The following is a 26,723-nucleotide window of genomic DNA, read 5'->3' as shown; positions in this document are numbered from 1 at the left end:
AATCGCGTGGGGTCAGGGCTGCGCGGGCAAGTCGAGACGTTCGCGTCCAGCGAAGACCGTCAGGGTATCTGAGCGGGCGATGGCGCAGAGCGTCATACCGTGAAGACGCGCCCGGTCGATCGCCAGCGAAGTCGGGGCAGAGATTGCCACCAGCACCGTCGCGCCGAGGCTCGCCGCCTTCTCGACCATCTCGAAGGAGCAGCGGCTGGTGATGACGACGAATCCATCGGCCGGGTCGGTCTTGCGCTGGATCAAGGCGCCGATCAGCTTGTCGAGGCCGTTGTGCCGCCCGACATCCTCGCGCAGCGCCCCTAAGCTTCCATCGAGATTCGCCCAGGCCGCGGCATGGACCGCCCGCGTCTCGGCGTTCAACACTTGCGCGTCGCCCATGGCCATCAGAGCCCGGTGGATCGCCGCGATGGTGACCCGGCTGGCGCCGTGCAGAGGCGCGTCGGTCTTCGGCAGTGACGCAAGATCGTCGATTCCGCAGACGCCGCAGCCGGTACGCCCCGACATGGCGCGCTTACGCGCGAGGTGTTCCCGCAGGCGCCCCGGCACGAGATCGACGAGAAGGCGCATGCCGCCCGCCGTCGTATCCGCCTCGACCTGAACCGACCGGATCTCGTCAGCGGTGGCGATGATGCCCTCCGTCAAGCTGAACCCGTAGGCGAAGTCCACGAGATCTGCCGGCGTCGTCATCATCACGGCGTAAGGCACCGCGCCGTAGATCAGGTTGACCGGCATCTCGACCGCAAGGGGCCGGGTGCCGCTCCGTGGCTCCTGGTCATCGTAGGCGACGACCAGGGTCGGGACGCGCCGAGCGGTCTCGACCGCCGGATGATCCTCGTTCGCCGTCAGGCTGGTCTGGTCACTCGGCCGCATTCAACTGTGTCGCAATCCGGGTCAACGAGAAATCCTCCTCGAAGAACCGCGCCTGCCAGTCGGAGGGGCGGTTCGTCCGCCGGATCTGCACCGCCGTGACCTTGTACTCGGGGCAGTTGGTGGCCCAGTCCGAGTAGTCGGTGGTGATCACGTTGGCGCCGGTCTTGGCGTGGTGGAATGTCGTATACACCACGCCGGGCTGCATGCGCTCGGACACGATGGCCTTCAGCGCAATGTCGCCGGAGCGACTTTCCAGCGCAACGAGGTCTCCGTCGACGATCCCGCGCACCTCCGCGTCGAAGGGGTGGATCTCGAGCACGTCTTCCTCGTGCCAGCGCGAGTTCTCCGTACGACGGGTCTGCGCGCCGACGTTGTACTGCGACAGGATGCGGCCCGTGGTCAGGATGAGCGGGAAGCGCGGGCCCGTACGCTCCTCGGTGGGCACGTACTCGGTGATCATGAACTTTCCGAGACCGCGCACGAAGCGGTCCACGTGCATCATCGGCGTGCCCTTCGGGGCGGCCTCGTTGCACGGCCACTGGATCGAGCCGAGTTCGTCGAGCTTGGCGAAGCTCACGCCGGAGAAACTTGGCGTCAGGGATGCGATCTCATCCATGATCTCGCTTGGATGGCTGTAGTTCATGGGATAGCCAAGGGCGTTAGACAGCAGCATCGTGCCCTCCCAGTCGCCGACGCCGGAGAGCGGCGGCATCACCTTGCGCACGCGGGAGATGCGGCGCTCGGCATTGGTGAAGGTGCCGTCTTTCTCGAGGAAAGAAGCGCCGGGTAGGAAGACGTGGGCGTACTTCGCTGTCTCGTTGAGGAAGATGTCCTGGATGACGATGCATTCCATCGCCATCAGCCCGGCGGTCACGTGGTGCGTATCAGGATCCGATTGGGCGATGTCCTCGCCCTGAATGTACATGCCCTTGAAAGCACCATCGACGGCCTCGTCGAGCATATTGGTGATGCGTAGGCCCGGGTTCTGGTCCAACGACACGCCCCAGAGCGACTCGAAGGTCTCGCGGGTGGCGTCGTCGGAGACGTGGCGGTAGCCAGGCAGCTCGTGCGGGAAGGAGCCCATGTCGCAGGAGCCCTGGACGTTGTTCTGGCCGCGCAGCGGGTTCACGCCGGCACCCAGCATGCCAATGTTGCCGGTGGCCATAGCGAGGTTGGCCATGCCCATGACCATGGTCGAACCCTGGCTGTGCTCGGTAACACCGAGGCCGTAATAGATGCCGGCGGCACCGCCCTTGGCGTAGAGCCGCGCAGCGGCACGCAGCTCGGTCGGATCGATGCCCGTGTAGGTCGCCTGCGCCTCGGGAGAATGGCGCTCGTCGGCAACGAAGCGCGCCCAGGCTTCGAAGTCGCCGAGGTCACAACGCTCGCGGACATAAGCTTCGTCGACGAGGCCTTCCGTGACGATGACATGCGCCATCGAATTGATGAAGGCGACGTTCGAACCCGGCTTCAACGGCAGATGATGGTCGGCCTGGATGTGGGGCGACTTCACGAGGTCGATCTTGCGCGGATCGGCGACGATGAGCTTCGCGCCTTCGCGCAGGCGCTTCTTCATGCGGGACGCGAAGACGGGGTGGCCATCCGTTGGGTTCGCGCCGATGACCAGGATCACGTCGGAATGTGCCACGGACGCGAAGTCCTGCGTGCCGGCCGAGGTGCCGAGCGTCGACATCAGCCCGTAGCCGGTCGGCGAGTGGCAGACGCGGGCGCAGGTGTCGACGTTGTTGTTGCCGAAGGCGGCCCGCACGAGCTTCTGGACGAGGTAAGCCTCTTCGTTGGTGCACCGGGACGACGTGATGCCGCCGACCGAATCCTTGCCATACTTGGCCTGGATGCGCTTGAACTCTGACGCGGCGCGGTCGATCGCGACCTCCCAGGAGACTTCCTGCCAGGGGTCCGTGATCTTGTCGCGGATCATCGGTTTGGTGATGCGGTCCTTGTGGGTGGCGTAGCCGTAAGCGAACCGGCCCTTCACGCAGGAATGGCCCTCATTCGCCTTGCCACCCTTGTAGGGCACCATGCGGACGATCCGGGTGCCTTGCATCTCGGCCTTGAACGAGCAGCCGACGCCACAATAGGCACAGGTGGTGACCTCCGAATGGTCCGGCTGACCGTGCTCGATGATCGACTTTTCCTGCAGGGTCGCGGTTGGGCAGGCCTGGACGCAGGCGCCGCACGACACGCACTCGGAGTTGAAGAAGTCGGTCGGGCCGGCAGCGACGCGGCTGTCGAACCCTCGACCGGAGATGGTCAGCGCGAAGGTCCCCTGCGTCTCCTCGCAGGCGCGGACGCAGCGATTGCAGACGATGCACTTCGACGGATCGTAGGTGAAGTACGGGTTCGACGCGTCCTTCGGTAGGTACTGCTCGGAGGTCGGCTTGACGTGATTGGCGCCGTCATAGCCGTAGCGTACGTCGCGCAGGCCCACCGCGCCCGCCATGTCCTGCAACTCGCAGTCGCCGTTGGCGGCGCAGGTCAGGCAGTCGAGGGGGTGATCGGAGATGTAGAGCTCCATCACGCCCTTGCGGAGCTTCGCGAGCTTGTCCGTCTGGGTCGAGACGACCATGCCGTTCTCGGCAGGCGTCGTGCAGGAAGCGGGCGTGCCGCGACGTCCCTCGATCTCAACGAGGCAGAGACGGCAGGAACCGAAAGCCTCCAGCGAGTCTGTGGCGCAGAGCTTGGGGATCTGCGTGCCGGCATGCATGGCGGCGGCCATCACCGACGTGCCCGCGGGCACCGTCACGTTCATGCCGTCGATGGTGAGCGTGACGGTCTGCTCGTTCACGCGGATCGGGGTGCCGTAGTCGATCTCTTTGATGAGGGCCATCGATCGCGCCTCCTTATTCAGCTGCGACGGATATCGGTCCGCGCTGTTGGAAATCTTCGGGGAAGTGGGTGATGGCGCTCATGACGGGCATCGGCGTCAGACCGCCCATGGCGCACAGCGAACCGTCGGTCATCACGTCGCAGAGGTCGGCGACCACGGCGAGATTTTCGGTCGGCCGGATCCCGGCGATGACCATGTCCATGGTCTCGACGCCGCGGGTTGCACCAATGCGACAAGGTGTGCACTTGCCACAGGATTCCACGGCGCAGAACTCGAACGCGAAGCGCGCCTGCTTGGCCATGTCGACGGTGTCGTCGAAGACGACGATACCGCCGTGGCCGACGAGACCCTTGTTGGCCGCCATCGCTTCGTAATCGAGCGGCGTGTCGAGGAGGTGATGGGGGAAGTAGGCGCCCAGAGGGCCACCCACCTGGACCGCGCGAACCGGACGCCCGCTCTGCGTGCCGCCGCCGAAACCCTCGATGATCTCGCGCAATGTGATGCCGAAGGCGTACTCGATCAGTCCGCCGTGCTTGATGTTGCCGGCGAGCTGGATCGCGAGGGTACCGAGCGAGCGACCCATGCCGTACTTGGCATAGGCCTTGGCGCCATGCTGTAGGATGTAGGGCACGGCCGTGAAGGTCATCACGTTGTTGACGAGCGTCGGCTGGCCGAGAAATCCCTTCAGGGCCGGAATCGGCGGCTTGGCGCGCACGATGCCGCGGCGGCCCTCCAGGCTCTCGAGCAGGGACGTTTCCTCGCCGCAGATGTAGGCACCGGCGCCGAGGCGAACTTCCAGATGAAAGGCCTTGCCGGAGTTCAGTACGTTCTCGCCGAGGACGCCGGCCCTGATGCCGTTGGCGATCGCCTCCTTGAGGGTCGCGAAGGCCTGAGGATACTCGGAGCGCAGGTAGATGTAGCCGCGTGTGGCATCCGTGGCGAGACCCGCGATGGTCATACCCTCGATGAGGTTGAAGGGGTCGCCCTCCATCATCATGCGATCGGCGAAGGTTCCAGAATCCCCCTCATCGGCATTGCAGACCACGTATTTCTGCTCTGCCTGAGCGAGCATCACCGTGTTCCACTTGATCCCGGCAGGGAACCCGGCGCCGCCGCGGCCACGAAGACCGGATTCACGCACTTCCGCGACGATGCCGGCCGCGTCGAGCTTCAAGGCAGCTTCGAGGCCCCGGTAGCCACCATGCGCTCGGTAATCCTCTACCGAGACCGGATCGACCACGCCGCAGCGTTGAAAGGTGAGCCGATGCTGACGCGCGAGATAGGGGATCTCCTCCGGTCGCCCGAGGCGGAGGGGATGGGCACCGCCCTCGACGAGGCCCGCATCGAGGAGGCTGTCGATGTCGGCGGGTGTCACCGGTCCGTAAGCGATACGGCCCCCCGGCGTTGCGACCTCGATCATCGGCTCGAGCCACAGGAGGCCCCGGGACCCGGTGCGGACGATCGTGATGTCGAGGCCACGGCGCTCAGCGCCGGCGAACAGCGCGCGGGCCACGCGATTGGCGCCGAGCCCGAGGGCCACGGCATCGCGCGGAACGGTGATCGTGATGCTCACGATGTCATCTCCGTCAGGGCGGCTTCGAGGGAATCGGCGGTGAGCCGGGCCAGAGGCTCGTCGTCCACGAGGGCTCCGGGACCGTTTGCGCAGAGACCGAGGCAGTAGACAGGCTCGACCGTGACCTGGCCGTCGGCGGTCGTCCCGTGCCAGTCGACCCCGAAACGCGACAGAATCTGGGCGTGCAGCGCGTCCGAGCCCATGGCCTGACAGGCCTCGGCGCGGCAGAGTTTCACTTGGTGGCGCCCCACCGGCGCGCGCCGGAAATCGTGATAGAAGGTGATGCATCCATGCACCTCGGCACGCGATAGGTTCAGCGCGTCGGCAATCAGCGGCACAGCACCTTCGTCGACGTAGCCGAAGGTCTCCTGCAGCGCATGGAGGATCGGGAGCGTCGCCCCCTCCAGGTGGATATGTTCGGCGATGATCCTGGCGGCCCGCGGCTCGTTCCAGGGTTCGTTCGGCACCATTATTCCTACCCGGACTGACATTGTTCTCGTTCCAAGGTGGTATATCGCCAACCCCCGATCAATCGCACTGATCGGTGGATCGACAACGGATTTTTGTCGGAAACGAATGCTGCGACGCGAAAAGGCATCGCAACCCCGGTCCCACATGCCGCGTCGTCAAGCTTTTCTCACAGCGCGTCGATCATTTGGGTAATGGACGAAGCAACGGCCCGCGCTTCCACGATCAGCCCCGCGCAAAGGGGCGTCATCGGTTCGCGTTCCGGCACCACGAGACCGACGACGTGGCTGAGATCCGGATCGATGATCGGCACGGCTCTGACGCGGTCATTCAGACGGAACGTGTCGGCGAGAACCGCCGGCATGATGCTCGCCCATTTGGCTGTGCGAACGTGGGTCAGGAGAACGATCATCGAGTTGGACTCGAGAAGCGGTGCGGATTCCGTTCCCGCGTTGAGAAGCTGCCGGTCGATGATCCGCCGGTTCTGCATATCCGGGGTCAACAGACACAGAGGCAGGCTCGCCACCTCGTCCCACGTCACCGATTCCCGTTCGCCGAACACCCCGTCGATCGCGGTCAGCAGGCGGTAGCGCTCCCGATAGAGCGGCACGGCGGTCAAGCGGCCGAGGGGCTCGTTCTCGAGATAGGTGATGCCGGCATCGATCTCGAGATCGGCGATCAGGCGCCCGATTTCCCCGGAGGTCGTCGATTGAACAGAGAAGCGGACGTTCGGGTGGCGCGCCCGGAACGGCGTCGTGAGCGCGGCGACGATCGGAGTCGCCGTCGGGATTGCCGCGAGTCGAAGCGTTCCCGAAAGACCGCGCCTCAAACTTGCAACCTCCTCTCGCATCGCCCGCGCATCCCCGACGATGCGCCGCGCCCATTCGAGAACGCGCTCGCCTTCCGGAGTGAACCCTTGGAAACGCGAGCCCCGTTGCACGAGAAGCACACCGAGCCGTTCTTCCAACTGCTTCACGCCGGCCGAGAGGGTCTGCTGAGAGACGTTGCAGACCTGGGCAGCCCGGCCGAAGTGACGCTCGCGGGCGAGAGCCAGGATGAATTCCAGTCGATCGATCACGCGCGACCCCCCAGCCGGCCTCGAAGCCGGGCGACGCTTCCTCACCTGGCATGATGAATACCGGAGGACACGTTACCGAGGCTGCGACATTTCGATAGACGGTGAACAGCGTGAGTCGAGACCTTCGAGCGGTCTGATGCGACGCTGTTGCGGTTGCGCGCCTCCCGCCCTTGTGGTCTGACACGCCAATCGGCCCGACGTGGGTTCTTACCCGCAAACGGCCCGCGATCCGCGAAATGCTCTTGCGATTTAGAACAAACCCAGCAAGACGCGCGGCATCGACGATCACAATCACGGGGAGCCACGAGAGGCACATGCGGACGACGCAGGCGCAACACCGGTCATCATGGGGGCTTGCCGCGCTTGGCGCGTTCCTCGTTTCTTCGTCATCGGCTCTCGCGGCCGGCATCGGCCAGCCCGTGCCGTGGCAGATGGACCGTCAGGTCGCCGTCACCGAGAACGCCCGGGATATCCACTCGTTCGAGCACGGCATGCATTGGCTGTCGTTCGGCATCTCGCTATTCGTGCTCGGCCTGATCCTCTATTGCGTTTTCCGCTTCAGCGAGAAGGCGAACCCGACGCCTTCGAAGACCACGCACAACACCATGATCGAGGTGGCCTGGACTATCGTCCCGGTGCTGATCCTGGTCGCCGTCGCGATCCCGTCGTTCCGCCTGCTGCGCACGCAGCTCTCCGATCCCAAGGCCGACGTCCTCGTGAAGGTCATCGGCCATGCGTGGTACTGGTCCTACGAGTACCCGGCTGTGGAAAACGGGGGCGGCTTCACCTTCGATGCCAACCTCGACGAGGACAAGCAGCCCAAGCTGCTGGGCACCGACAACGACATGGTCGTACCGGTGAACAAGATCGTGAAGATCCAGGTCACCGCCGCCGACGTGATGCACTCCTGGGCGATGCCGTCCTTCGGCTTCAAGATCGACGCCGTTCCGGGCCGCCTGAACCAGTTCTGGTTCAAGGCGGAGCGTGAGGGCACCTACCACGGCCAGTGCTCCGAGCTCTGCGGCGCCCGACATGCCTATATGCCGATCACGGTTCAGGTCGTGAGCGAGGAGGCCTACGCCAAGTGGCTCGCCGAGGGTAAGACCAAGTTCGCCCGCATCGACGACCCGTCGAAGTTCGCCGACGCCCGGTAGGGGCGCGGATCCCGGACCCGGGCCCTTGAGCGGCGCCCGGATCCACCCATCGAGATGATCACGAGAAACCTGGACTAAGGTCTGCATCCATGGCGAACGCCGCTGCACATACGGGGCATCTCGACGCCCACGACCACCACATGCCCTCCTTCTTCTCCCGCTGGTTCCTGTCCACGAACCATAAGGACATCGGCACCCTCTACCTGTTGTTCGCATTCTGCGCGGGCATCATGGGTGCGTTCCTGTCCTTCGGCATCCGCATGGAGATGGAAGAGCCCGGCCTCCAGTACTTCGCCAATCCCGGAACCTACAACGTGTTCGTGACCGGCCACGGCCTCATCATGGTGTTCTTCATGGTGATGCCCGCCCTGATCGGCGGCTTCGGCAACTGGTTCGTACCCCTCATGATCGGCGCGCCCGACATGGCGTTCCCGCGCATGAACAATGTCTCGTTCTGGCTCACGGTCGCGGGCTTCTTCAGCCTCGTCTGTTCGCTGTTCGTGGAAGGCGCCCCCGGCTCCTCCGGCGCCGGCACCGGCTGGACCGTCTACCCGCCCCTGTCGAGCTCCGGCCACCCGGGACCGGCCGTGGATTTCGCGATCTTCGCCCTTCACCTTTCCGGCGCCGGCTCGATCCTTGGCGCGATCAACTTCATCACCACCATCCTGAACATGCGCGCGCCGGGCATGACCCTGCACAAGATGCCACTGTTCGCCTGGTCGATGCTCGTGACCGCGTTCCTACTGCTCCTGTCGCTGCCGGTGCTCGCCGGTGCGATCACGATGCTCCTTACCGACCGCAACTTCGGCACGACCTTCTTCGACCCGGCCGGCGGCGGCGATCCGGTGCTCTACCAGCACCTGTTCTGGTTCTTCGGTCACCCCGAAGTCTACATCATGATCCTGCCGGCCTTCGGCATCGTCTCGCACATCATCTCGACCTTCTCGCGCAAGCCCGTCTTCGGCTACCTTGCCATGGCCTACGCCATGGTTGCCATCGGCGTCGTCGGCTTCGTCGTGTGGGCGCACCACATGTACACCGTCGGCCTGTCGCTTCAGACGCAGTCCTACTTCGTCTTCGCCACGATGGTCATCGCGGTGCCCACGGGGGTGAAAATCTTCTCCTGGATCGCGACGATGTGGGGTGGTTCGATCCGCTTCACCGCTGCCATGCACTGGGCGGTCGGCTTCATCTTCCTGTTCACGGTCGGCGGCGTCACCGGCGTCGTCCTCGCGAACTCAGCGGTCGATAAGTACCTGCACGACACCTACTACGTCGTGGCGCACTTCCACTACGTGCTTTCGCTCGGTGCGGTGTTCATCATCTTCGCCGGCGTCTACTACTGGTTCCCGAAGATGACCGGTCACATCATCCCCGAATGGGCCGGCAAGCTGCACTTCTGGCTCGCCTTCATCGGGGCGAACGTCCTGTTCTTCCCGATGCACTTCCTCGGCCTCGCCGGCATGCCGCGCCGCTACGCCGACTACCCGGAGGCCTTCGCAGGCTGGCACAAGGTCTCCACCTGGGGTGGACACATCTTCGCCCTCGGCATGGTGGTGTTCTTCATCGGCGTCGTCCTGGCCTTCCGCTCCAGCCGGCGCGCCGCAGATAATCCGTGGGGTGAGGGTGCGACGACACTGGAGTGGACCCTATCCTCTCCTCCGCCCTTCCATCAGTTCGAGACCCTGCCCCGGATCATCGACGAGCCGGGCCACCACTGAAGCTGCTTTAAGCTTCGAGGATTGCGAGGACCGCGCGAGCGGTCCTCGCTCTTTCCAGGAGGCCCCGGTCAAGCTCTCGGAGTTCGCTCTGCGTGTTTGCCCGAGGCCTCCCGCAAAGGGCGGCGCCGCGCGGCGCGATCCGAAGCCCCACCAAACACAAAACCGTATCGGGACCCCATGACGAGCCTGTCGAACAGCCTATCCGCTGGCGCCGAGCCGCAAGTTCTGTCGCCGGTCGGCGGCGAGGTGTCGGACTTCTTCGCCCTGCTGAAGCCGCGGGTGATGGTGCTGGTCATCTTCACCGCCCTAGTCGGCATGCTGGTCTCGAACGTCCATATCCAACCGGTCGTCGGCTCCATCTCGCTACTGATGATCGCCGTAGGCGCAGGCGCCTCAGGCTGCCTGAACATGTGGTGGGATGCCGACATCGACGCCGTGATGACCCGGACCGCCAAGCGTCCGATCCCGGATGGTCGTATCCGCCCGGATGAGGCGCTGGCCTTCGGCATCGTCCTGTCGGTGGGCTCGGTGCTCGTCCTTGGCCTTGCCTCCAACTGGCTGGCCGCCGGACTCCTCGCCTTCACGATCGTCTTCTACGCCGTCGTCTATTCGATGTGGCTCAAGCGCGCGACGCCGCAGAACATCGTCATCGGCGGCGCCGCCGGCGCCCTCCCCCCGATGGTCGGCCAGGCGGCCGTCACCGGAACCGTCGGCGTCGAGTCGTTGGTGTTGTTCATGATCATCTTCATCTGGACGCCCCCGCATTTCTGGGCCCTGGCGCTCATCAAGTCCGCCGACTATGCCAAAGCGGGCATCCCGATGATGCCGAACGTTGCCGGGCCGGATTCAACTCGTCGCCAGATCATCGCCTACTCGATCCTGCTCTTCCCCCTGGGCCTCGCGCCCGTCGCCCTTGGTTTCGGTGGGTGGCTCTACGCGGTCACTGCGTTGCTGGGCGGCCTCGGGATGCTGGCCTTCAGCGTCCACGTGTTTCGCAATCGTGAGGGCGAGCCGGAGCGCAAGGCGGCGATGGGCATGTTCGGGTTCTCGATTCTGCACCTCTTCCTGATGTTTGCAGCCTTGCTCGCCGAGCAGAGCCTCGGCCTTTTCCGCGCGGTGAATCTGTGAGCGATCGCCCCGGCCCGCCGGGGACGCCCCGCCCGCTGACGCCCGAGGAGTCGCAGCGCCGGCGCAAGCGCTCCATCGCCATCGCGGCGGTCCTGTTCGCCCTGGTGACCATCTTTTACGTGCTCACGATCGCGAAGCTCGGGCCGCAGGTCCTCAACCGTCCGATCTGATCGCGCCGGACAACGGAGTACGCTTCTGATGGCCGACCCCAGACATGCGCCACCGCGTGGAACCGGCCGCAAGGCCGGCGTGACGGCATTGGCCTGCGCAGGCCTCGCCTTCGGGATGATCGGCCTCGCCTTCGCGTCGGTGCCGCTCTACGACATGTTCTGCAAGGCGACCGGCTACGACGGGACGCCGCGTACGGGCCGGGCCCCGACCGCTGCGGCGATCGACGACAGCATGGTGGTCCACTTCGACACCAATGTGTCGTCGACCCTGCCCTGGCGCTTCCAGGCCGAGTCGCCGAAGGTTGAGGCCCGGCTCGGCGAGACCAAGACCGTCTTTTTCCGCGTGAAGAACACCGGCAGCACGCCTTCCACTGGCATAGCGACCTTCAACGTTCAGCCGGGTCTGATGGGCAGCTTCTTCGTCAAGGTGCAGTGCTTCTGCTTCAACGAGCAGACCCTGCAGCCAGGCGAGACGATGGATTTCCCGGTGGTGTTCTACATCGACCCCGAGGTCCGCAAGGATTCGAACACCGCACATCTATCGGAGATGACGCTCTCCTATACCTACTTCGCTTCGAAGAACGGGCAGCCCACGGCCGCGCTTGCGACAACGGGCGGCACGGGGACGAAGTCGAATTTTTGACGGCGCAAGCGTGACAACAGCGCGCGACCCTGGGTAAGGGTTTGCCACAACAATCCGGGGCAACCCGGTCAGGACGATGCATTCAGTGGATCGAGGGCCGGTGACGGTCCGGAGGTCGGGGGTAGGAGAAGAGTTCAATGGCCGAGGCGCACGCCAAAAATCACGACTTCCACATTCTGGCCCCAAGTCCCTGGCCGCTGATCGGCGCGTTCTCGGGCTTCCTGATGGCGTTCGGCGCCGTATTCTGGATGAAGAGCCTTCAGATTGGCACCCTGACCCCGGGCCCCTACATCTTCGGCGCAGGAACGCTCGGCGTTCTCTACACCATGTTTGCCTGGTGGAAGGACGTCGTGCACGAGGCCAACACGGGCGATCACACCCGTGTCGTGCAGCTGCACCACCGCTACGGTATGATCATGTTCATCGCCTCCGAGGTGATGTTCTTCGTCGCGTGGTTCTGGGCCTATTTCGAAGCGGCGCTCTACACCGCCGATCCGATCCAGGCTTCGCGCGTCGACTTCACGGGCGGCACCTGGCCGCCGAAGGGCATCGAGGCGTTCGACCCGTGGCATCTGCCCCTTCTCAATACCCTGATCCTGCTCACCTCCGGTACGACGATCACCTGGGCGCACCACGCATTGCTGCACGATGATCGGAAGGGCCTGAAGTACGGCCTTTGGCTGACGATCATCCTGGGCGTTCTGTTCTCCGCTTGCCAAGCCTACGAGTACGCACACGCCCATTTCGGCTTCTCCGGCAGCATTTACTCGTCAACCTTCTTCATGGCGACGGGCTTCCACGGCTTCCACGTCATCATCGGCACGATCTTCCTCGCGATCTGCCTCTACCGCGCCTATCTCGGTCAGTTCACCACCCGACAGCATCTCGGCTTCGAATTCGCTGCCTGGTACTGGCACTTCGTCGACGTGGTCTGGCTGTTCCTGTTTGCCTCGATCTACGTCTGGGGCGCCGGCGTCGGTCACGCGGCTCATTGAGCCCGGCTTGCACCGCATGCCAGTATTGAAGAGGGCGGCGCGAGCCGCCCTTTTTCATGCTCGTGCCTGAAGCGCGCACCTTCCATGCCCATATGGATTGATACGGCGCAGCGCCGTACGAGGAGTTCTCCATCTTGGACGCATCGCGGCCGAAGCCTTCCCCCGTCTCCGCCGGCTTGCGCGGCCGTTGTCCCCGTTGTGGCGAGGGGCATATGTTCGACGGATTCCTCACATTCCGCCCCTCCTGCGAGGTCTGCGACCTCGACTACGGCAGTTTCAATTCCGGAGACGGCCCTGCTTTCTTCGTCATGTCGATCGTCGGCATCATCGTCGTCGGGCTGGCTCTCTGGATGGAGATCACCTACGAGCCGCCGATCTGGGTTCACGCCCTGGTGGCCGGCACCCTGTCGATCGGCCTCAGCCTTCTCCTGGTGCGGCCGTTGAAGGGCGTCCTCGCGGCCCTGCAATTCACCAACAAGGCCGAGCAAGGACGCTTCCGTTAACCATGGCTTCGCCCCTCCGTCCCGGCGCTTGGCGCAGCATTTTGATGCCCAGCCTCGTTTCACTGATCTGCCTCGCGATTCTTCTCGGCCTCGGAGTCTGGCAGCTCGGGCGCAAGGGCGAGAAGGAAGCCCTAATCACGCGCATCCTGGCGCGATCGAAGGTCGAGCCGCCAGCCGCGCTTCCATTGCCGCAGGGTTGGGATCCAGCCCGGGACGAGTTCCGGCGTGTCCGCATCACCGGCCGGTTTCGGCACGAAGCCGAGACGCTGGTCCACGGTCTCGCCGCGGGCGAGGTTCCGGGGCGAGCCCTTCAGGGCTATTACCTCCTGACGCCCTTCCTGCTCGAGGATGGTGGCACCATCCTTATCAACCGCGGCTTCGTGCCCACCGAGTTGAAGGCGCCCGCAAACCGCGCGGCCGGGCAGGTCGAGGGCGTCACCACCGTCACCGGCATACTCCGAGGGTCCGAACCACGAACGATGTTCGTGCCAGCGCCGGACCCGGCACGGAACGAATGGTTTAACCGCGACATCGCCGGCATCAGCGCTTTACGCGGCCTCCCCGATCCCCGGCCCTACCTCGTCGAGGCGGATGCGACGCCGAACCCGGGCGGCTGGCCGAAGGGCGGTCAGCTCCGGGTCGATCTGCCGAACAACCACTTGCAATACGCCTTCACGTGGTTCGGGATCGCGGCGTGCCTCGTCGGCGTGTTCGGGGTCTTCGCTTGGCGCCGGCTCCACGAGGATCAGCCCCCCGCGCAATTGTGACGCGTGCGGCCGAAAACTTGCTTCGGCCGCTCAGTTGTTCCAGCTTATCTTCGGACGAGCGGTTACGTTACGGAGTGGGCCCCATGCGCACCATCCTCCTGATCCTGATAACGATGTGGATCCCTTCGACAGCCTTCGCGGTGGACGCAGCCGCCCGGGATGCCGCGAAGGCCACGGTGGAACGCCAGATCGAAGCATTCCGTCGAGACGATGCGGCTACGGCCTACGCTCAGGCCGCGCCCGCGATCCAGGGGCTCTTTCCCTCTCCCGAGACCTTCATCGCAATGGTCCGACAGGGCTACGGCGTCGTCTACCGAAATCGGCGCTACAGCGTGGATCGCATCGAGGATGCCGGGGACGACGGCGTGGCCCTCGGCGTCACCTTGCAGGATGAGGACGGGGCCGATTGGGCTGCTCTCTACAGCCTGGAGAAGCAGCCGGACGGCGCTTGGCGGATCACGGGATGCCGCCTGACGAGGGCCCCGGGCAGCAACGCCTGACGATGTCCAAGACTTTCGACACGCCCGCCGACATCGTGTAGACGGAGCGCCTTCCCGGAGGCCCCCTTGCTTCACGTCTCGACCCGCGGCGCCGCGGCGCCCCTCAGCTTTTCCGACGCCCTTCTCGCCGGCCTTGCGCGCGACGGCGGGCTCTACGTGCCCGAAAGCTGGCCGCAGATCACCAGACCGGCGATCGCCGGTCTGGCAGGCCTGCGCTATGCCGATGCCGCCAAGACCGTTCTACGCCCGCTCATCGACGGGGAGATCGCGGACGTGGACCTCGATCGCATGATCGAGGAGGCCTACGCCACCTTCCGGCACCCGGCGGTCTGCCCCCTTACCCAGCTCGACGACAACCTGTTCCTGCTGGAACTCTTCCACGGCCCGACGCTCGCGTTCAAGGACGTGGCGATGCAACTCCTTGGGCGCCTGATGGACCATGTCCTGCGCGCCCGCGATGCAAGGGCTACCATCGTGGGCGCGACGTCGGGCGATACCGGCAGCGCCGCGGTGGAGGCCTTTCGCGGTCTCGATCAGGTCGACATCTTCATCCTGTTCCCAGAAGGGCGCGTGTCCGAAGTCCAACGGCGGCAGATGACGTCGGTGGGGGCACACAACGTTCACGCCATCGCCATCGACGGCAACTTCGACGATTGTCAGAACATCGTCAAAGCCCTGTTTCAGCACGCTGATTTCGCCGACGACGTTCGGCTCTCGGGCGTCAATTCGATCAATTGGGCCCGGGTCGCCGCGCAGGCGGTCTACTACTTCACCTCGGCCGTGGCCCTGGGCGCCCCCCACCGGCCGATCTCCTTCGCAGTTCCAACCGGAAATTTCGGAGACATTCTCGCCGGCTGGGTCGCCAAGCGCATGGGACTGCCGATCGAGCGCCTGATGATCGGAACCAATGCCAACGACATCCTGGCCCGGACACTTGAGCATGGTGCTTACGAGGTCCGCGGCGTGCAGCCGACCACCTCGCCCTCGATGGACATCCAGATCTCGTCGAACTTCGAGCGCCTGCTGTTCGAAGCTCTGGGGCGCGATTCCACGAGCCTCGGCCGGCTGATGGCCGGGCTGAAGCAGTCGGGCGGCTTTCACCTCGATCCGTCGGTTCTCAAGACCGTGCGCAGCGAGTTCGACGCCACCGCCGTCGCCGAGCCGGAAGTCATGGCTGAGATCGCCCGCACCCATGCGGAGACCGGACACGTCATCGATCCCCACAGCGCCATCGGTGTGCATGCGGCACGCAAGCTCTTGCGCCAGGATCCGCACACGCCGGTCGTCGCGCTCGCCACCGCGCACGCCGCCAAGTTCCCCGACGCCGTCGCGAAGGCGATCGGCGGGCGGCGTCCTGAGCTTCCGCCGCACCTCGCCGACTTGATGGACCGTAAGGAGACCTTTTCGCGCGTTGCCAACGATCAGGCGGCGGTTGAGACCTTCATCCGCGAGCGCGCCCGTATCACCAAGGGAGCGTAACGGCTCATGAACCAGCATTTCGCCACGCACGGTGCATCGCCCGATCTCAAGATCACCAAGCTCGACAATGGGGTCACCGTCGTCACCGAGGCGATGCCGGGCGTCGCGACGGCGACGCTCGGCGTCTGGGTCGGTGCCGGCTCGCGTCATGAGCGCACCGACGAGGGCGGTCTGAGCCACCTCATCGAACATATGGCCTTCAAGGGCACCAAGACCCGGTCCGCTCGCCGCATCGCCGAGGATATCGAGAATGTTGGCGGCGACATCAACGCCGCGACGAGTGCCGAGGGAACGAGTTACACCGCACGCGTGCTTGGCGAGGATGCGAGCGTCGCCCTCGACGTGATCGGAGACATCCTCACGGGTTCGGTCTTCGATGCCGGCGAGCTTGCCCGCGAGAAGAGCGTGATCTTGCAGGAATATGCGGCGATCGAGGATACGCCAGACGACGTCGTCTACGAGGCCTTCACCGAGGCGGCATTTCCGAACCAGCCAATGGGCCGTCCGATCATCGGCACGCCCGAGACGATCAACAGCTTCGACCGAGACGCGATCGAAGCCTACATCGCCCGGGAATACACGCCCGATCGCATCGTCCTGGCTGCCGCGGGCGCCATCGGACATGACCAGATCGTCGAATCGGCATCGCGCTATTTCGGCCACTTGAAGCCGATGCAGGCGCCCGAGACGGTGCCGGGGATCTATGGCGGCGGCGAGAAGCGGCTGCCGAAGAAACTCGAGCAGGCCAACGTCGTCCTCGGCCTACCGGGCCTGTCGTTTCGCGACGACGATTACTACGCGCTCCACATCTTCGCGCAGGTGCTGGGCGGCGGCCTGACCTCGCGGCTGTGGCACGAGGTGCGCGAGACGCGTGGCCTTGCCTACGAAATCCAGTCCTTCCATTGGGCATTCTACGATTGCGGCCTGTTCGGCATCGGTGCCGGCACATCGGGGGGTGACCTCGCCGAGCTGATGGACGTGACGCTGGACGCAACGATCCGCGCCGCGGCGGATGCCGACACGATCGAAGTCGCTCGGGCAAAGGCGCAGCTCAAGGTCGCGCTGCTCTCCGCCCTGGAGACGCCCGGCGGCCGGATCGAGCGCAATGCCCGACAGATCCTGGCCTGGGGCCGCGTCATCCCGGCCAGCGAGGTGATCGCCAAGGTGGATGCGGTGACGGTCGAGGACGTTCGCCAGGCTGGTCGCCGCCTGCTGAAGGGCGCTCCGACCCTGGCCGCCATCGGTCCGATCAAGAAGCTTCCGACCCTCGATCGCATTGCGGCGGCGCTGCAGGCGGCGTGAGCTTGGCCGACGCGGCTTGTTTTGGCCGCAAAGGCAGGCGATCGAAATTCATCGGCGCCACGGTTCACAAACGGTGAACGCCGTCGCGCAAGGCGACCGTTCGCCTTGCTCGTCGAGGCCCCCACCGATACGACTGGATGCACAGCTGAGCCGTCTCCCGTCGCCTGTTTCCATCGATCATGCCTCGCCCGGCCGGAACACTCGCCCGTTGCGTAGATTCGCCCCCGTCCTGGCCGCCCTCGCTGCGGCACTGCTCAGTGCCCTGATCGTCGGAGGACCGGCGCAGGCCGTCGAGGCGGTCCGCGTCACCCTCGACGCGCCCGTCATCGATCTCACGCCGATGATCGAACGCTATCGCTCCGATGGCGACCTGATCCAGATCTCCACCGCCCCAGGGAAGGACGGGATCGTCCGCCGCATCGTGGTGAAGGCCCGTGAGACCGGCGCCCGTCCCGACTGGATGGTGTTCGCCCTCACCAACGACACCGACGAGCAGGTGGACCGGGTCCTCGTCGCCCCGCATTTCCGTCTCGTGGGCTCGGGTGTTGTCTGGCCGGATCTCGGAGGCTCGCGCATCGCCGCCATCACCGCGAGCCAGGGTATTCGACCGGAGCGCGACGAAAACCCGGAAGCCGATCAGTTCGTCATCACCCTCGATCCCGGGGCGACCGTAACCTATGTAGCCGAGTTGCGAGGGCCGAACATCCCGCAAGTGTACCTCTGGGATCAGGAAGCTTACCGCAAGAAGGCCAACGGCCTGACCCTGTACAAGGGTATCATCATCGGCATTGCGGGTCTCCTCGCCCTGTTCCTGACGATCATCTTCGTCGTGAAGGGCGCGATCATCTTTCCCGCCGCCGCGTCCCTGGCTTGGGCCGTGCTGGCCTATGCCTCGATTGATTTCGGCTTCCTGCAGCGTGTGTTTCCCATCACCGAAGTTGCCGAGCGTGTCTATCGCGCCTCGACGGAGGCGGTTCTCGGCGCGACGCTCCTGGTCTTCCTGTTTGCCTATCTCAACCTCAGCCGGTGGCACGTGCGCTATAGCCACGTGGCGATCATCTGGCTCCTGTTCCTGGCGTGCCTGGTGGGCCTCGCGGTGTTCGATCCGCCCGTGGCGGCCGGCGTCGCCCGCATTTCCATCGCGGCGGTGGCCGGCGTCGGCCTGCTGCTGATCGTCTATCTCGCGGCGCATAACGGTTATGACCGCGCCATCCTGCTGGTGCCCACCTGGTGCCTGCTTCTCGTATGGGTGGTGGCTGCCGGGTTCGCGATCACGGGGCAGATCAGCAGCGATCTGGTGCAGCCCGCCCTCATCGGCGGGCTCGTGCTGATCGTCATGCTGATTGGTTTCACCGTGATGCAGCACGCCTTCGCGGGCGGTGGCCTGACCCATGCTCTCGTCTCAGACACCGAGCGCCGCGCCTTGGCCCTTACGGGCGCAGGGGACGTGGTGTTCGACTGGGACGTACCGGGTGACCGGGTCTTCGCCGGTCAGGAGATCGAGGGACAGCTCGGTCTGAAACGCGGTGCCCTCGAAGGCCCGGCAGCCAACTGGCTCAGCCTGGTCCACCCCTTCGACGTCGAGCGCTACTCGGCGGCCCTCGACACGGTCATCGAGGAGCGCCGTGGCCGCATCGTGCACGACTTCCGCCTGCGCTCCACTGCCGGCCCGTACTATTGGTATCGCCTGAAGGCGCGACCTGTGATCGGTTCCGACGGAGAGGTAATCCGGGTCGTCGGCACGATCAGCGACGTCACCGAGGTGAAGACGGCGGAGGAACGCCTCCTCCACGATGCAGTGCATGACAGTCTGACAGGCCTGCCGAACCGCGAACTCTTTTACGACCGCCTCGATGCGGGACTGGCGTTCGCCAGCCAGGACCCCCGACTTCGGCCGACGACGATCGTCCTCGACATCGACCGGTTCAAGGCCATCAACGACGCCATCGGTCTGTCGGCCGGTGACTCGATCCTGCTGACGCTGTCGCGCAGGCTCGGACGCCTCCTCCGACCGCAGGATACCCTGGCGCGCGTGGCCGGCGATGAGTTCGCCCTGATCCTGATCTCGGAGCGGGAGCCGGACCGCATCCTCGCCTTCGCGGAAATGATCCGCAAAGCAATCGCGACGCCGATCACCTATGCGGATCGCGAAATCTTCCTGACGGTCTCTGTTGGTCTCGCCCTCTACGAGGGTGGGGCGAACCTGAAACGGGAAGAGGTGTTCAAGAACGCCGAAATGGCGATGATCCAGGCCAAGCGCGGCGGTGGGGATCGCACGGAGGTGTTCCGTGCCACCATGCGCAACGAGCGTGGCGACCGCATGATGCTGGAGGCTGATCTGCGCCGGGCGCTGGATCGCAACGAGATGAAGGTGTTGTTCCAGCCGATCGTCCGCCTGGAGGACCGCACCGTCGCCGGCTTCGAGACCCTCCTGCGCTGGGACCATCCGAAGCTCGGCCGTATCGGTCCCGCGACCTTCCTGCCGATCGCGGAAGAGAACGGCTTCATCGTCAATCTGGGTATCTTTGCCCTGGAGCGGACCGCCCTCGAGCTGGCGGCCTGGCAGCGCTCCCTCGACGTGGAACCGCCGATCTTCGCTTCCGTCAACATCTCCTCGCGGCAGCTCCTGCGCCACGATCTCCTGCATGACGTGAAGACGATCCTGGCCCGATCCGGCGTCATCCCCGGCTCACTGAAGCTGGAGATGACCGAGAGCCTGGTCATGGAGAATCCGGAATACGCAGCGCAGATGCTTCACCGCATCCACGACCTTGGCGCGGGCCTGTCCCTGGACGATTTCGGGACCGGCTACTCGGCCCTCTCCTACCTTCAGCGCTTCCCCTTCGACACGATCAAGATCGATCAGTCCTTCGTACGCCAGATCGCGACGGGCCAGACCGCCATTCTGCGATCGATCGTCAAGATGGCTCAGGAACTCGGACTGTCGATCATCGCCGAAGGCGCCGAGTCGGAAGTCGACACCCAAATTCTGTTCGAATTGGGCTGTGAATATGCTCAGGGTTTCGCCTTCGGCGAACCGATGTCGATGCTTCAAGCTCGGCAGTTGCTTGGTGCGGCGCCTGAAGCTGCCTGAGTGAAATCAGGCAGATGCGGGCAAACCAACGCATCGGGTTAAACCTCCCTTAACCATGGTCCGCCATCCTCAGCTTCGAGTTGATGTGCGGGCGGCAAGGTGCGACGCGCCGGCCGAAGGAGATGGGGTCATGGCGCAGGCTGCGTTGCGAATCGTGGACGACGAGATCGACACCGGCCTCGTCCGACGCTTGATGGCGCGCCCACTTCGCGCGGTGCCCGACGTCGCGGCACCCCCCGAGGCCCCGGCTTCCGCACCGGTCGCGATCGCGACGACGGTTACGGCCGCGGCAGGTGAGGTATCGCGGCTCAAGGCCGAGGTCATGGTTATGAAAGCCGTGCTTGGGGCCGAGCGTCGCGAGGCCGAACGGCTCCGCGCCTGCATCAGCCGGATCGACGGCGCCGAGCCGCTGTCACCCGAGGCACAGGCGGTCCGTGACCGTTGGGCCGCCCTCGTCGATCATCTGCTCAACGAACCGCGCTGAGGCGAGGGTTCGCCCGGCGAGCCTTATGCGACGCGCCCACCCCATTCCCCACACCTGAAGGACGACCATGAGCGCCCGCTGCTCGCTCGTCGTCAACGGCAAGTCCGTGCGCGTTTCCACCGGCGACACCCCGCTGGAAGCCGCTCTCGCCGATGGGATGATCGCTGCCACCCCCGGAGCCGGTGGCCAGGGCATCGGCCCTGCCCCACGTCGGGCTCAAACTCGCGCGCATCGCGGTGAGGCCATCAAGCTCTCACTACCTCGCGCGGCTGCCATAGAGCCGCCCGCTCGCCTCGTGCTGCCGAGCCGGCCTACCGCCGTACAGAAGCGGACCGGTACGGTCACCGAGATCACCGCCCTCGGTTCGCATACCTTTCAGGTCGTCGTCACGATCACCCGTCGGCTCGCCCTGGAGCCGGGACACGGGGTCGACGTCACCTTCGAGAATTTCGCGCCCGTCACCTTGAGCCCAACGCTGCGTGTCGACGGATCGGCCGAGCTCGACGAACTGGTGTTCCATCTGCGGCAGGATCGCGACGGATTCGGTCTTGGGCACGAATTGGTAGACGCTCTCGCTTGCGACCACCCGGTGAAGGTGAAAGGCCCTGTCGGCCGCGGCTACTACCGCGCCGGGGGCGGACGCCTCGTTCTCGTTGCGTCAGAGACCGGCTTCGCACCAATCTGGTCCATCGCCCATGCAGCGCGCTACATCGAACCGGCCCGCGAAATCATCCTGGTGGTGGGTGCGCGCAATCCCCTCGATCTCTACATGCGACCGGCCCTGGATTGGCTGCGTGCGACCGGCGTGACCCGAATCGTCACCGTATCGGATCGTGCCCGCCAGCGCCCGCCCGAAGTTCGTCCCGGTCCCCTCACCGCTCACCTGCCGTCGCTGCGCAGCACAGATGTGGTTCACGTTGCCGGGGACGCCTCGACGGTCGGGGCCGTCGAGGTGCTCGCTGCGACGACCGGTGCCCGGTGCCATCCGATCCTGATCGACGCCGGCATCTGACCCGGTATTCGTCCATGCTGAGGCGATCGAACGAAATGAGCTGCATCCCCCGGGAATGCAGCTCATTTGTTTTTCAAGATTGCGGCCGTGACCTGCCCGGGCCCATCTTGAGAACCGGGCAGACCGGGCGGATCAGCCGAGCCGAACCCGCCAGATTTCCTCGGCATATTCCCGCATGGAACGATCGGAGGAGAACCACGCCATCCGGGCGGTGTTGAGGATGGCCGTCCGCCACCAGGTCTTCGGATCACTCCAAGCCCGATCCACCGAGCGCTGCACGCGCCAGTAATCGTCGAAGTCGACGGTGAGAAGATAACGGTCGTTGTGGCGCAGGTCGTCGACGATCGGTCGGAAGCGGTCCGGCTCCTCGGGCGAAAAGCCTCCAGCCTCGATGAGGTCGAGAGCGGCTTTCAGGCGGGGCGAAGCGGCGATGGCGACCTCGGCGTAGTTCGGCTCGGCCATCCGCGCCTGCACTCCGGCCGCATCAAGGCCGAAGATGAAGATGTTGTCCGCGCCGACATGGTCACGGATCTCAATATTGGCACCATCAAGAGTGCCGATGGTCAGCGCGCCGTTGAGGGCGAGCTTCATGTTCCCGGTGCCGGAGGCCTCCATGCCGGCCGTGGAGATCTGCTCGGAGAGGTCAGCGGCGGGGATGATCGCTTCCGCCAAGCTGACCGAGTAGTTCGGCAAGAAGACCACCTTCAGGCGGCCCGCCACGTCCGGATCGGCGTTGACCACCTTGGCTACGTCACAGGCGAGTTTGATGATGAGCTTGGCCTGGACGTAGCTTGGCGCAGCCTTGCCGCCAAAAATCTTCACGCGTGGCGTCCAAGCGGCCTTCGGATCAGCCTTGATTGCCTGATACAGGGCAACGGTCTCGATCACGTTGAGGAGCTGGCGTTTGTATTCGTGGATGCGCTTGATCTGGACGTCGAACAGGGCAGACGGATCGACCGTGATACCGGTGCGATCGGCCACCACCTGCGCGAGAGCCGCCTTCCGCGCACGGCGCATGGCCGCGTAGCGGGACTGGAAGTTCGCGTCGGACGCGACGTCGGCCAAGCCGGAGAGCCGTTCCGGCGTATCGAGCACTTCCGGTCCGACCGCCTCGACGGCAAGGGCGGTGAGCTCCGGATTGGCGTTGTGGAGCCAGCGCCGGAAGGTGATGCCATTGGTCTTGTTCACGATCTTGTCGGTGTCGAGGGCGTGGAGCTCCTTGAACACCGTCGAGCGCATCAGATCGGTATGCAGGGCGGAAACGCCGTTGACCCTGCGCGCCCCCAGGAAAGCGAGATGGCCCATGCGGACCCGCTTGCCGTGGGTCTCGTCGATGAGCGACACGGCGGCGAGCTTCTCGGCGGAACCCCGGCCCTGCTTGCCCTGCTCTTCGAGGTGCATCCAGTTGATCAGGTAGATGATCTGCATGTGCCGCGGCAGCACGCGCTCCATCAGCTCGACCGGCCAGGTCTCCAGCGCCTCCGGCAGGAGCGTATGGTTCGTGTAGCCGAGGGTATGCGTGGTGACGTGCCAGGCATCCTCCCAATTGAACCCGTGATCCTCGAGGAGAAGGCGCATGAGTTCCGGCACTGCGATAGCGGGATGCGTATCGTTGAGCTGGATCGCGGCATGGTCGGGGAGCGAGCGCAGATCGCCGCGCTCGGCCGCATGCCGGCGCACCAGATCCTGCAGCGACGCCGAGGTGAAGAAGTATTCCTGCCTAAGGCGCAGCTCCTGGCCCTCGGCGGACGAGTCGCTCGGGTAGAGTACGCGGGAGATCGCCTCGGCACGGGCACGCCCCGCGACGGCGCCCACATGATCGCCGCCATTGAACCGGGCCAGATCGACAGGCACCTTGGCCTCGGCCTTCCAGAGGCGCAGCGTATTCACATGGCGTCCCCGCCAACCGACCACCGGCACGTCATGGGCCACCGCCCGAACCGTTTCGGCCGGATGCCAATGGCGGCGAATCACGCCGTCAGAGACCGCCGACATCGTGACATGGCCACCGAAGCCGATGGTGTAGGTCGCGTCGGGCCGCGGAAATTCCCACGGGTTACCCTCCGCGAGCCAGGTCTCCGGGGCTTCCTTTTGCCAACCGTCCTCCAGGGACTGCCGGAAGAGGCCGTGATCGTAGCGAATGCCATAGCCGATAGCGGGAATCGATAGGCTCGCCATGCTTTCCATAAAGCAGGCGGCGAGGCGCCCGAGGCCGCCATTGCCCAGCGCAGCATCCGGCTCCGCCGCTTCCACGTCGCCGAGCTGCACGCCAAGTTCGCGCAGGGCCGCGCGGGTGGTCTCGACGAGGCCGAGATTGTTCATGGCGTCGGAGAGGAGACGACCGATGAGGAACTCCAGGGACAGGTAATAGACCCGCTTGTTCGGGATCGACCCGTCGGCATCGTGGCAAGCATCGACGACCCGGTCGCGCAGGGCGAGTGCCGTCGCGGCGAACCAGTCGCGCTCACGTGCGGTCGAAGGCGTTTTTCCGATGGCGTAGACCAGCTTGGCCAGGATGGCCTCCCGCAGGTCCGCCACCGCGTCGCCGGATGACTTGCGCACCGGTCGGGTGCGTTCTTGCGCCATCGGCGAAGGCGATCGCTGAGCCACGTCCGAGGCCTCCGAGGAAACGGTGGCGTCGGAATTGTCTCGTCCGATGAGTTTGTCTTTCAGCACGTGTCAGTCCCCCTCTCGGCCGTGAAACTTGGACGCCGCTGACGGGATGACAACCCTGGGGCTATCATGCGCTCGGGCATTCCTGTTCTGCGTTCGGCCTCGTCCCCTCGTCTCGTCTCACGGACCGGTGCCGTATGGGCTGCACCGGACCCGCGATCGTCCTCTGGTCTGGTGTCCGATCGTCGCGCCGGAGCCGTTTTCCCGCACTCCACCCATCCTGAGAATTCGGTACCCCTTTAGGATGCGGAGCATTGCTTGTGCGAACGTGCCCTGTGGGGCCGCCGTCGAGACCACAGTCCTGCACCAGCGTTCAAACCTGCGTCACGGTGTCCGACAGTCCCAGCCAAACCGTGCGGGAATGAGACCACACCACGTTCGAATATTGTCTGAACGCCCTTCGGATCGAACGGGTCGCGCAGGGTCCCGTCTGCGGCTAGGGTCCGGCCCGGACGCGATCGGGACGCGTCGCCGGAGGATTGCATGGCGGATACGGTCTGGTGGAAGAGCGGCACCGTCTATCAGGTCTACCCGCGCTCCTTCCAGGATAGCGACGGGGATGGAATCGGGGACCTGCGCGGCATCACCCGCCGCCTCGACTACCTAGCCTGGCTCGGCGTCGACGCCGTCTGGATCTCGCCGTTCTATCCCTCTCCGATGGCGGATTTCGGTTACGACGTCGCGGATTACTGCGGCGTCGACCCGCTGTTCGGAACACTGGAGGATTTCGACGCCTTGGTGGCGGAAGCCCATTTCAGGCGGCTCAAGATGATCCTCGATTTCGTCCCGAACCACACCTCGATCGCCCATCCGTGGTTCGCGGACAGCCGCAGCGCCCGCACAAGCGCCAAGCGGGACTGGTATATTTGGCGCGATCCCGCTCCCGATGGAGGCCCGCCGAACAACTGGATCAGCAATTTCGGCGGCCCTGCCTGGACCCTCGACGAAGCGACCGGGCAATACTACTACCATGCCTTCCTGCGCGAGCAGCCGGACCTGAACTGGCGCAACCCGAGCGTTCGCGCGGCGATGCATGACGTACTTCGCTTCTGGCTTGACCGCGGCGTGGACGGCTTCCGCGTCGATGTGATCTGGCACCTGATGAAGGATGAGGGATTCCGCGACAATCCCGAGAATCCGGGGTTCAGCGCCGGACAGGCTGAGATCAATCGATTCGCCCAGGTCTACTCCGCCGATCGTCCGGAGATCTTCGATGTCATCGCCGAGATGCGGGCCGTGCTGGCGCCCTACGGGGAGCGCGTTCTGATCGGCGAGATCTACCTGCCCGTCGAGCGCCTCGTAGCCTATTACGGTGCCGATCTGGCAGGCGTCGATCTGCCCTTCAACTTCCAGCTTATCCAGACGCCCTGGAACGCCCACTCGGTGGCCGAGCTCGTAATCGCCTACGAGAACGCCCTCCCCCCTGGCGGTTGGCCAAACTGGGTGCTCGGCAACCATGACCAGTCCAGGATCGCGGCACGGGTCGGCGCCGCGCAGGCCGGCATCGCGGCGATGCTTCTGCTGACCCTGCGCGGCACGCCCACCCTTTATTACGGCGACGAGATCGGTCTCGCCCACGTGACCATTCCACCGGACCGCGTCCAGGATCCCTGGGAGCGCAACGAGCCGGGCCATGGCCGCGACCCGGAACGCACGCCGATGCAGTGGGACGACTCGTTCCACGCTGGTTTCAGTGCAGGAGAGCCCTGGCTCCCGTTGAGCCCGGATGCGGCAACCCGGAACGTCGAGTGCCAGTGCGATGATGCCCGATCGCTTCTCACCCTCTATCGCCGCCTCCTGCGCCTGCGCCGGGATCATACCGCCCTCTCGACCGGAGGATTTCGCAGCCTTCCCTCCTCAACGGCGTTCGTCTTTGCCTATGAGCGGCACGACGGTGATGCGACGCTCCGCATATTGCTGAACTTCAGTGCATCGCGGCAAACCATCATCGATACCGCCGAAGACGGTAGTACCTGGGCCATTCTCCTTTCGACGCGCCCGGACCGGCCCATTAGCCGGTCCGATGACGCTATGGTCCTCGAAGCCGATGAGGGTTTGATCCTGCTCCGGGACCCTGCCGGGGCTTACCCCCGACATCACGTCACCGTGTAAAAAGCGGGCACATTCGTCGCAAAACGAGAAAGTTCCTGGACGTGGCTTGAATTGTGCAACGCAACGGAACAATAGCCATCACGCTGCGTTCACGAGGTCGACGTCGATGCTGGGCTCTCGCTCTCCGTTCCCGCCCA

General features: G+C 65.0%; 21 protein-coding genes. 15 read left to right on the top strand and 6 right to left on the bottom strand.

The genetic code is table 11. The features are described 5' to 3' along the window. Positions 1-12: 12 nt before the first annotated feature. From fdhD to ASG63_RS14040, 5 genes are all read right to left on the bottom strand, one after another. On the bottom strand, positions 13-882 hold the full coding sequence (gene fdhD / locus ASG63_RS14060) for a formate dehydrogenase accessory sulfurtransferase FdhD (protein WP_056217334.1): 870 nt from the start codon (positions 880-882) through the stop codon (positions 13-15). Further along, complete coding sequence (gene fdhF, locus ASG63_RS14055; protein ID WP_056217331.1) at positions 869-3,730, bottom strand: formate dehydrogenase subunit alpha; 2,862 nt, start codon at positions 3,728-3,730, stop codon at positions 869-871. The genes fdhD and fdhF overlap by 14 nt, the downstream gene beginning before the upstream one ends. Before the next feature lie 13 nt (positions 3,731-3,743). Next, the gene (locus tag ASG63_RS14050) at positions 3,744-5,303 is read right to left on the bottom strand and encodes a formate dehydrogenase beta subunit (RefSeq protein ID WP_056217329.1); all 1,560 of its coding nucleotides are present in this window, start codon (positions 5,301-5,303) and stop codon (positions 3,744-3,746) included. After that, complete coding sequence (locus ASG63_RS14045) at positions 5,300-5,773, bottom strand: formate dehydrogenase subunit gamma (RefSeq protein ID WP_056217326.1); 474 nt, start codon at positions 5,771-5,773, stop codon at positions 5,300-5,302. The genes ASG63_RS14050 and ASG63_RS14045 overlap by 4 nt, the downstream gene beginning before the upstream one ends. A gap of 167 nt (positions 5,774-5,940) precedes the next feature. Continuing rightward, a complete protein-coding gene (locus ASG63_RS14040) occupies positions 5,941-6,849 on the bottom strand; it encodes a LysR family transcriptional regulator (protein ID WP_056217323.1) in 909 nt (302 codons plus the stop codon). A 314-nt stretch (positions 6,850-7,163) separates the two neighbouring features. Between ASG63_RS14040 and coxB the strand changes: the two genes are divergently transcribed. The 14 genes from coxB (at position 7,164) to ASG63_RS13970 (ending at position 21,801) form a co-directional block, all read left to right on the top strand. After that, the gene (coxB, locus tag ASG63_RS14035; protein ID WP_055954876.1) at positions 7,164-8,003 is read left to right on the top strand and encodes a cytochrome c oxidase subunit II; all 840 of its coding nucleotides are present in this window, start codon (positions 7,164-7,166) and stop codon (positions 8,001-8,003) included. An 89-nt stretch (positions 8,004-8,092) separates the two neighbouring features. Next, positions 8,093-9,724 carry a cytochrome c oxidase subunit I gene (gene ctaD / locus ASG63_RS14030; RefSeq protein WP_056217319.1) on the top strand — a complete coding sequence of 544 codons (1,632 nt, stop codon included), beginning with the start codon at positions 8,093-8,095 and terminating at the stop codon, positions 9,722-9,724. 177 nt (positions 9,725-9,901) lie between these two features. Then, positions 9,902-10,852 carry a heme o synthase gene (locus ASG63_RS14025; protein WP_056217316.1) on the top strand — a complete coding sequence of 317 codons (951 nt, stop codon included), beginning with the start codon at positions 9,902-9,904 and terminating at the stop codon, positions 10,850-10,852. Further along, complete coding sequence (locus tag ASG63_RS25975; protein ID WP_056217313.1) at positions 10,849-11,022, top strand: hypothetical protein; 174 nt, start codon at positions 10,849-10,851, stop codon at positions 11,020-11,022. The genes ASG63_RS14025 and ASG63_RS25975 overlap by 4 nt, the downstream gene beginning before the upstream one ends. A gap of 28 nt (positions 11,023-11,050) precedes the next feature. After that, entirely contained in the window at positions 11,051-11,665 is a 615-nt protein-coding gene (locus ASG63_RS14015; RefSeq protein WP_056217311.1) for a cytochrome c oxidase assembly protein, read from the top strand. A 137-nt stretch (positions 11,666-11,802) separates the two neighbouring features. Continuing rightward, positions 11,803-12,660, top strand: a complete 858-nt coding sequence (locus ASG63_RS14010; RefSeq protein WP_056217308.1) for a cytochrome c oxidase subunit 3 — start codon at positions 11,803-11,805, stop codon at positions 12,658-12,660. 134 nt (positions 12,661-12,794) lie between these two features. Next, entirely contained in the window at positions 12,795-13,163 is a 369-nt protein-coding gene (locus ASG63_RS14005; RefSeq protein WP_056217306.1) for a DUF983 domain-containing protein, read from the top strand. 2 nt (positions 13,164-13,165) lie between these two features. After that, the gene (locus tag ASG63_RS14000; protein ID WP_056217301.1) at positions 13,166-13,930 is read left to right on the top strand and encodes an SURF1 family protein; all 765 of its coding nucleotides are present in this window, start codon (positions 13,166-13,168) and stop codon (positions 13,928-13,930) included. Positions 13,931-14,013: 83 nt separating this feature from the next. Then, positions 14,014-14,430, top strand: coding sequence for a DUF4864 domain-containing protein (locus ASG63_RS13995; RefSeq protein ID WP_056217298.1), 417 nt, complete (start codon positions 14,014-14,016; stop codon positions 14,428-14,430). 66 nt (positions 14,431-14,496) lie between these two features. Beyond that, positions 14,497-15,909: a threonine synthase gene (thrC, locus tag ASG63_RS13990; RefSeq protein WP_056217295.1), complete on the top strand. Its 1,413-nt coding sequence runs from the start codon at positions 14,497-14,499 to the stop codon at positions 15,907-15,909. Between the two features lie 6 nt (positions 15,910-15,915). Continuing rightward, positions 15,916-17,211, top strand: coding sequence for a M16 family metallopeptidase (locus ASG63_RS13985; RefSeq protein ID WP_056217292.1), 1,296 nt, complete (start codon positions 15,916-15,918; stop codon positions 17,209-17,211). A gap of 208 nt (positions 17,212-17,419) precedes the next feature. After that, on the top strand, positions 17,420-20,305 hold the full coding sequence (locus ASG63_RS13980) for an EAL domain-containing protein (protein ID WP_056217289.1): 2,886 nt from the start codon (positions 17,420-17,422) through the stop codon (positions 20,303-20,305). A gap of 130 nt (positions 20,306-20,435) precedes the next feature. Beyond that, entirely contained in the window at positions 20,436-20,789 is a 354-nt protein-coding gene (locus tag ASG63_RS13975) for a hypothetical protein (RefSeq protein ID WP_056217286.1), read from the top strand. Between the two features lie 67 nt (positions 20,790-20,856). After that, complete coding sequence (locus ASG63_RS13970; RefSeq protein ID WP_056217283.1) at positions 20,857-21,801, top strand: ferredoxin--NAD(+) reductase; 945 nt, start codon at positions 20,857-20,859, stop codon at positions 21,799-21,801. Positions 21,802-21,933: 132 nt separating this feature from the next. On the opposite strand, the gene ASG63_RS13965 is transcribed toward ASG63_RS13970, so the two are convergent. Then, entirely contained in the window at positions 21,934-24,387 is a 2,454-nt protein-coding gene (locus ASG63_RS13965) for a glycogen/starch/alpha-glucan phosphorylase (protein ID WP_156394191.1), read from the bottom strand. A 570-nt stretch (positions 24,388-24,957) separates the two neighbouring features. Here ASG63_RS13965 and ASG63_RS13960 point away from each other — a divergent pair. After that, positions 24,958-26,586 carry an alpha-amylase family glycosyl hydrolase gene (locus tag ASG63_RS13960; RefSeq protein ID WP_056217277.1) on the top strand — a complete coding sequence of 543 codons (1,629 nt, stop codon included), beginning with the start codon at positions 24,958-24,960 and terminating at the stop codon, positions 26,584-26,586. Positions 26,587-26,723: the final 137 nt, after the last annotated feature.

This window comes from Methylobacterium sp. Leaf94 (genome assembly GCF_001426045.1).
Lineage (GTDB): Bacteria > Pseudomonadota > Alphaproteobacteria > Rhizobiales > Beijerinckiaceae > Methylobacterium.
Note: the sequence above shows the minus strand (reverse complement) of the source record. Positions and strands in the feature narration are given on the sequence as shown.

What these genes read in the sequence shown, in the direction of transcription:
- ASG63_RS13995 (WP_056217298.1), top strand. Translation starts at nt 14,014, where the DNA reads ATGCGCACCATCCTCCTGATCCTGATAACGATGTGGATCCCTTCGACA.
- ctaD (WP_056217319.1), top strand. Translation starts at nt 8,093, where the DNA reads ATGGCGAACGCCGCTGCACATACGGGGCATCTCGACGCCCACGACCAC.
- ASG63_RS14010 (WP_056217308.1), top strand. Translation starts at nt 11,803, where the DNA reads ATGGCCGAGGCGCACGCCAAAAATCACGACTTCCACATTCTGGCCCCA.
- ASG63_RS13975 (WP_056217286.1), top strand. Translation starts at nt 20,436, where the DNA reads ATGGCGCAGGCTGCGTTGCGAATCGTGGACGACGAGATCGACACCGGC.
- ASG63_RS14025 (WP_056217316.1), top strand. Translation starts at nt 9,902, where the DNA reads ATGACGAGCCTGTCGAACAGCCTATCCGCTGGCGCCGAGCCGCAAGTT.
- ASG63_RS13985 (WP_056217292.1), top strand. Translation starts at nt 15,916, where the DNA reads ATGAACCAGCATTTCGCCACGCACGGTGCATCGCCCGATCTCAAGATC.
- ASG63_RS14045 (WP_056217326.1), bottom strand. Translation starts at nt 5,773, where the DNA reads ATGGTGCCGAACGAACCCTGGAACGAGCCGCGGGCCGCCAGGATCATC.
- ASG63_RS13970 (WP_056217283.1), top strand. Translation starts at nt 20,857, where the DNA reads ATGAGCGCCCGCTGCTCGCTCGTCGTCAACGGCAAGTCCGTGCGCGTT.
- fdhD (WP_056217334.1), bottom strand. Translation starts at nt 882, where the DNA reads ATGCGGCCGAGTGACCAGACCAGCCTGACGGCGAACGAGGATCATCCG.
- fdhF (WP_056217331.1), bottom strand. Translation starts at nt 3,730, where the DNA reads ATGGCCCTCATCAAAGAGATCGACTACGGCACCCCGATCCGCGTGAAC.
- ASG63_RS14000 (WP_056217301.1), top strand. Translation starts at nt 13,166, where the DNA reads ATGGCTTCGCCCCTCCGTCCCGGCGCTTGGCGCAGCATTTTGATGCCC.
- ASG63_RS13965 (WP_156394191.1), bottom strand. Translation starts at nt 24,387, where the DNA reads ATGGCGCAAGAACGCACCCGACCGGTGCGCAAGTCATCCGGCGACGCG.
- coxB (WP_055954876.1), top strand. Translation starts at nt 7,164, where the DNA reads ATGCGGACGACGCAGGCGCAACACCGGTCATCATGGGGGCTTGCCGCG.
- ASG63_RS14015 (WP_056217311.1), top strand. Translation starts at nt 11,051, where the DNA reads ATGGCCGACCCCAGACATGCGCCACCGCGTGGAACCGGCCGCAAGGCC.
- ASG63_RS13960 (WP_056217277.1), top strand. Translation starts at nt 24,958, where the DNA reads ATGGCGGATACGGTCTGGTGGAAGAGCGGCACCGTCTATCAGGTCTAC.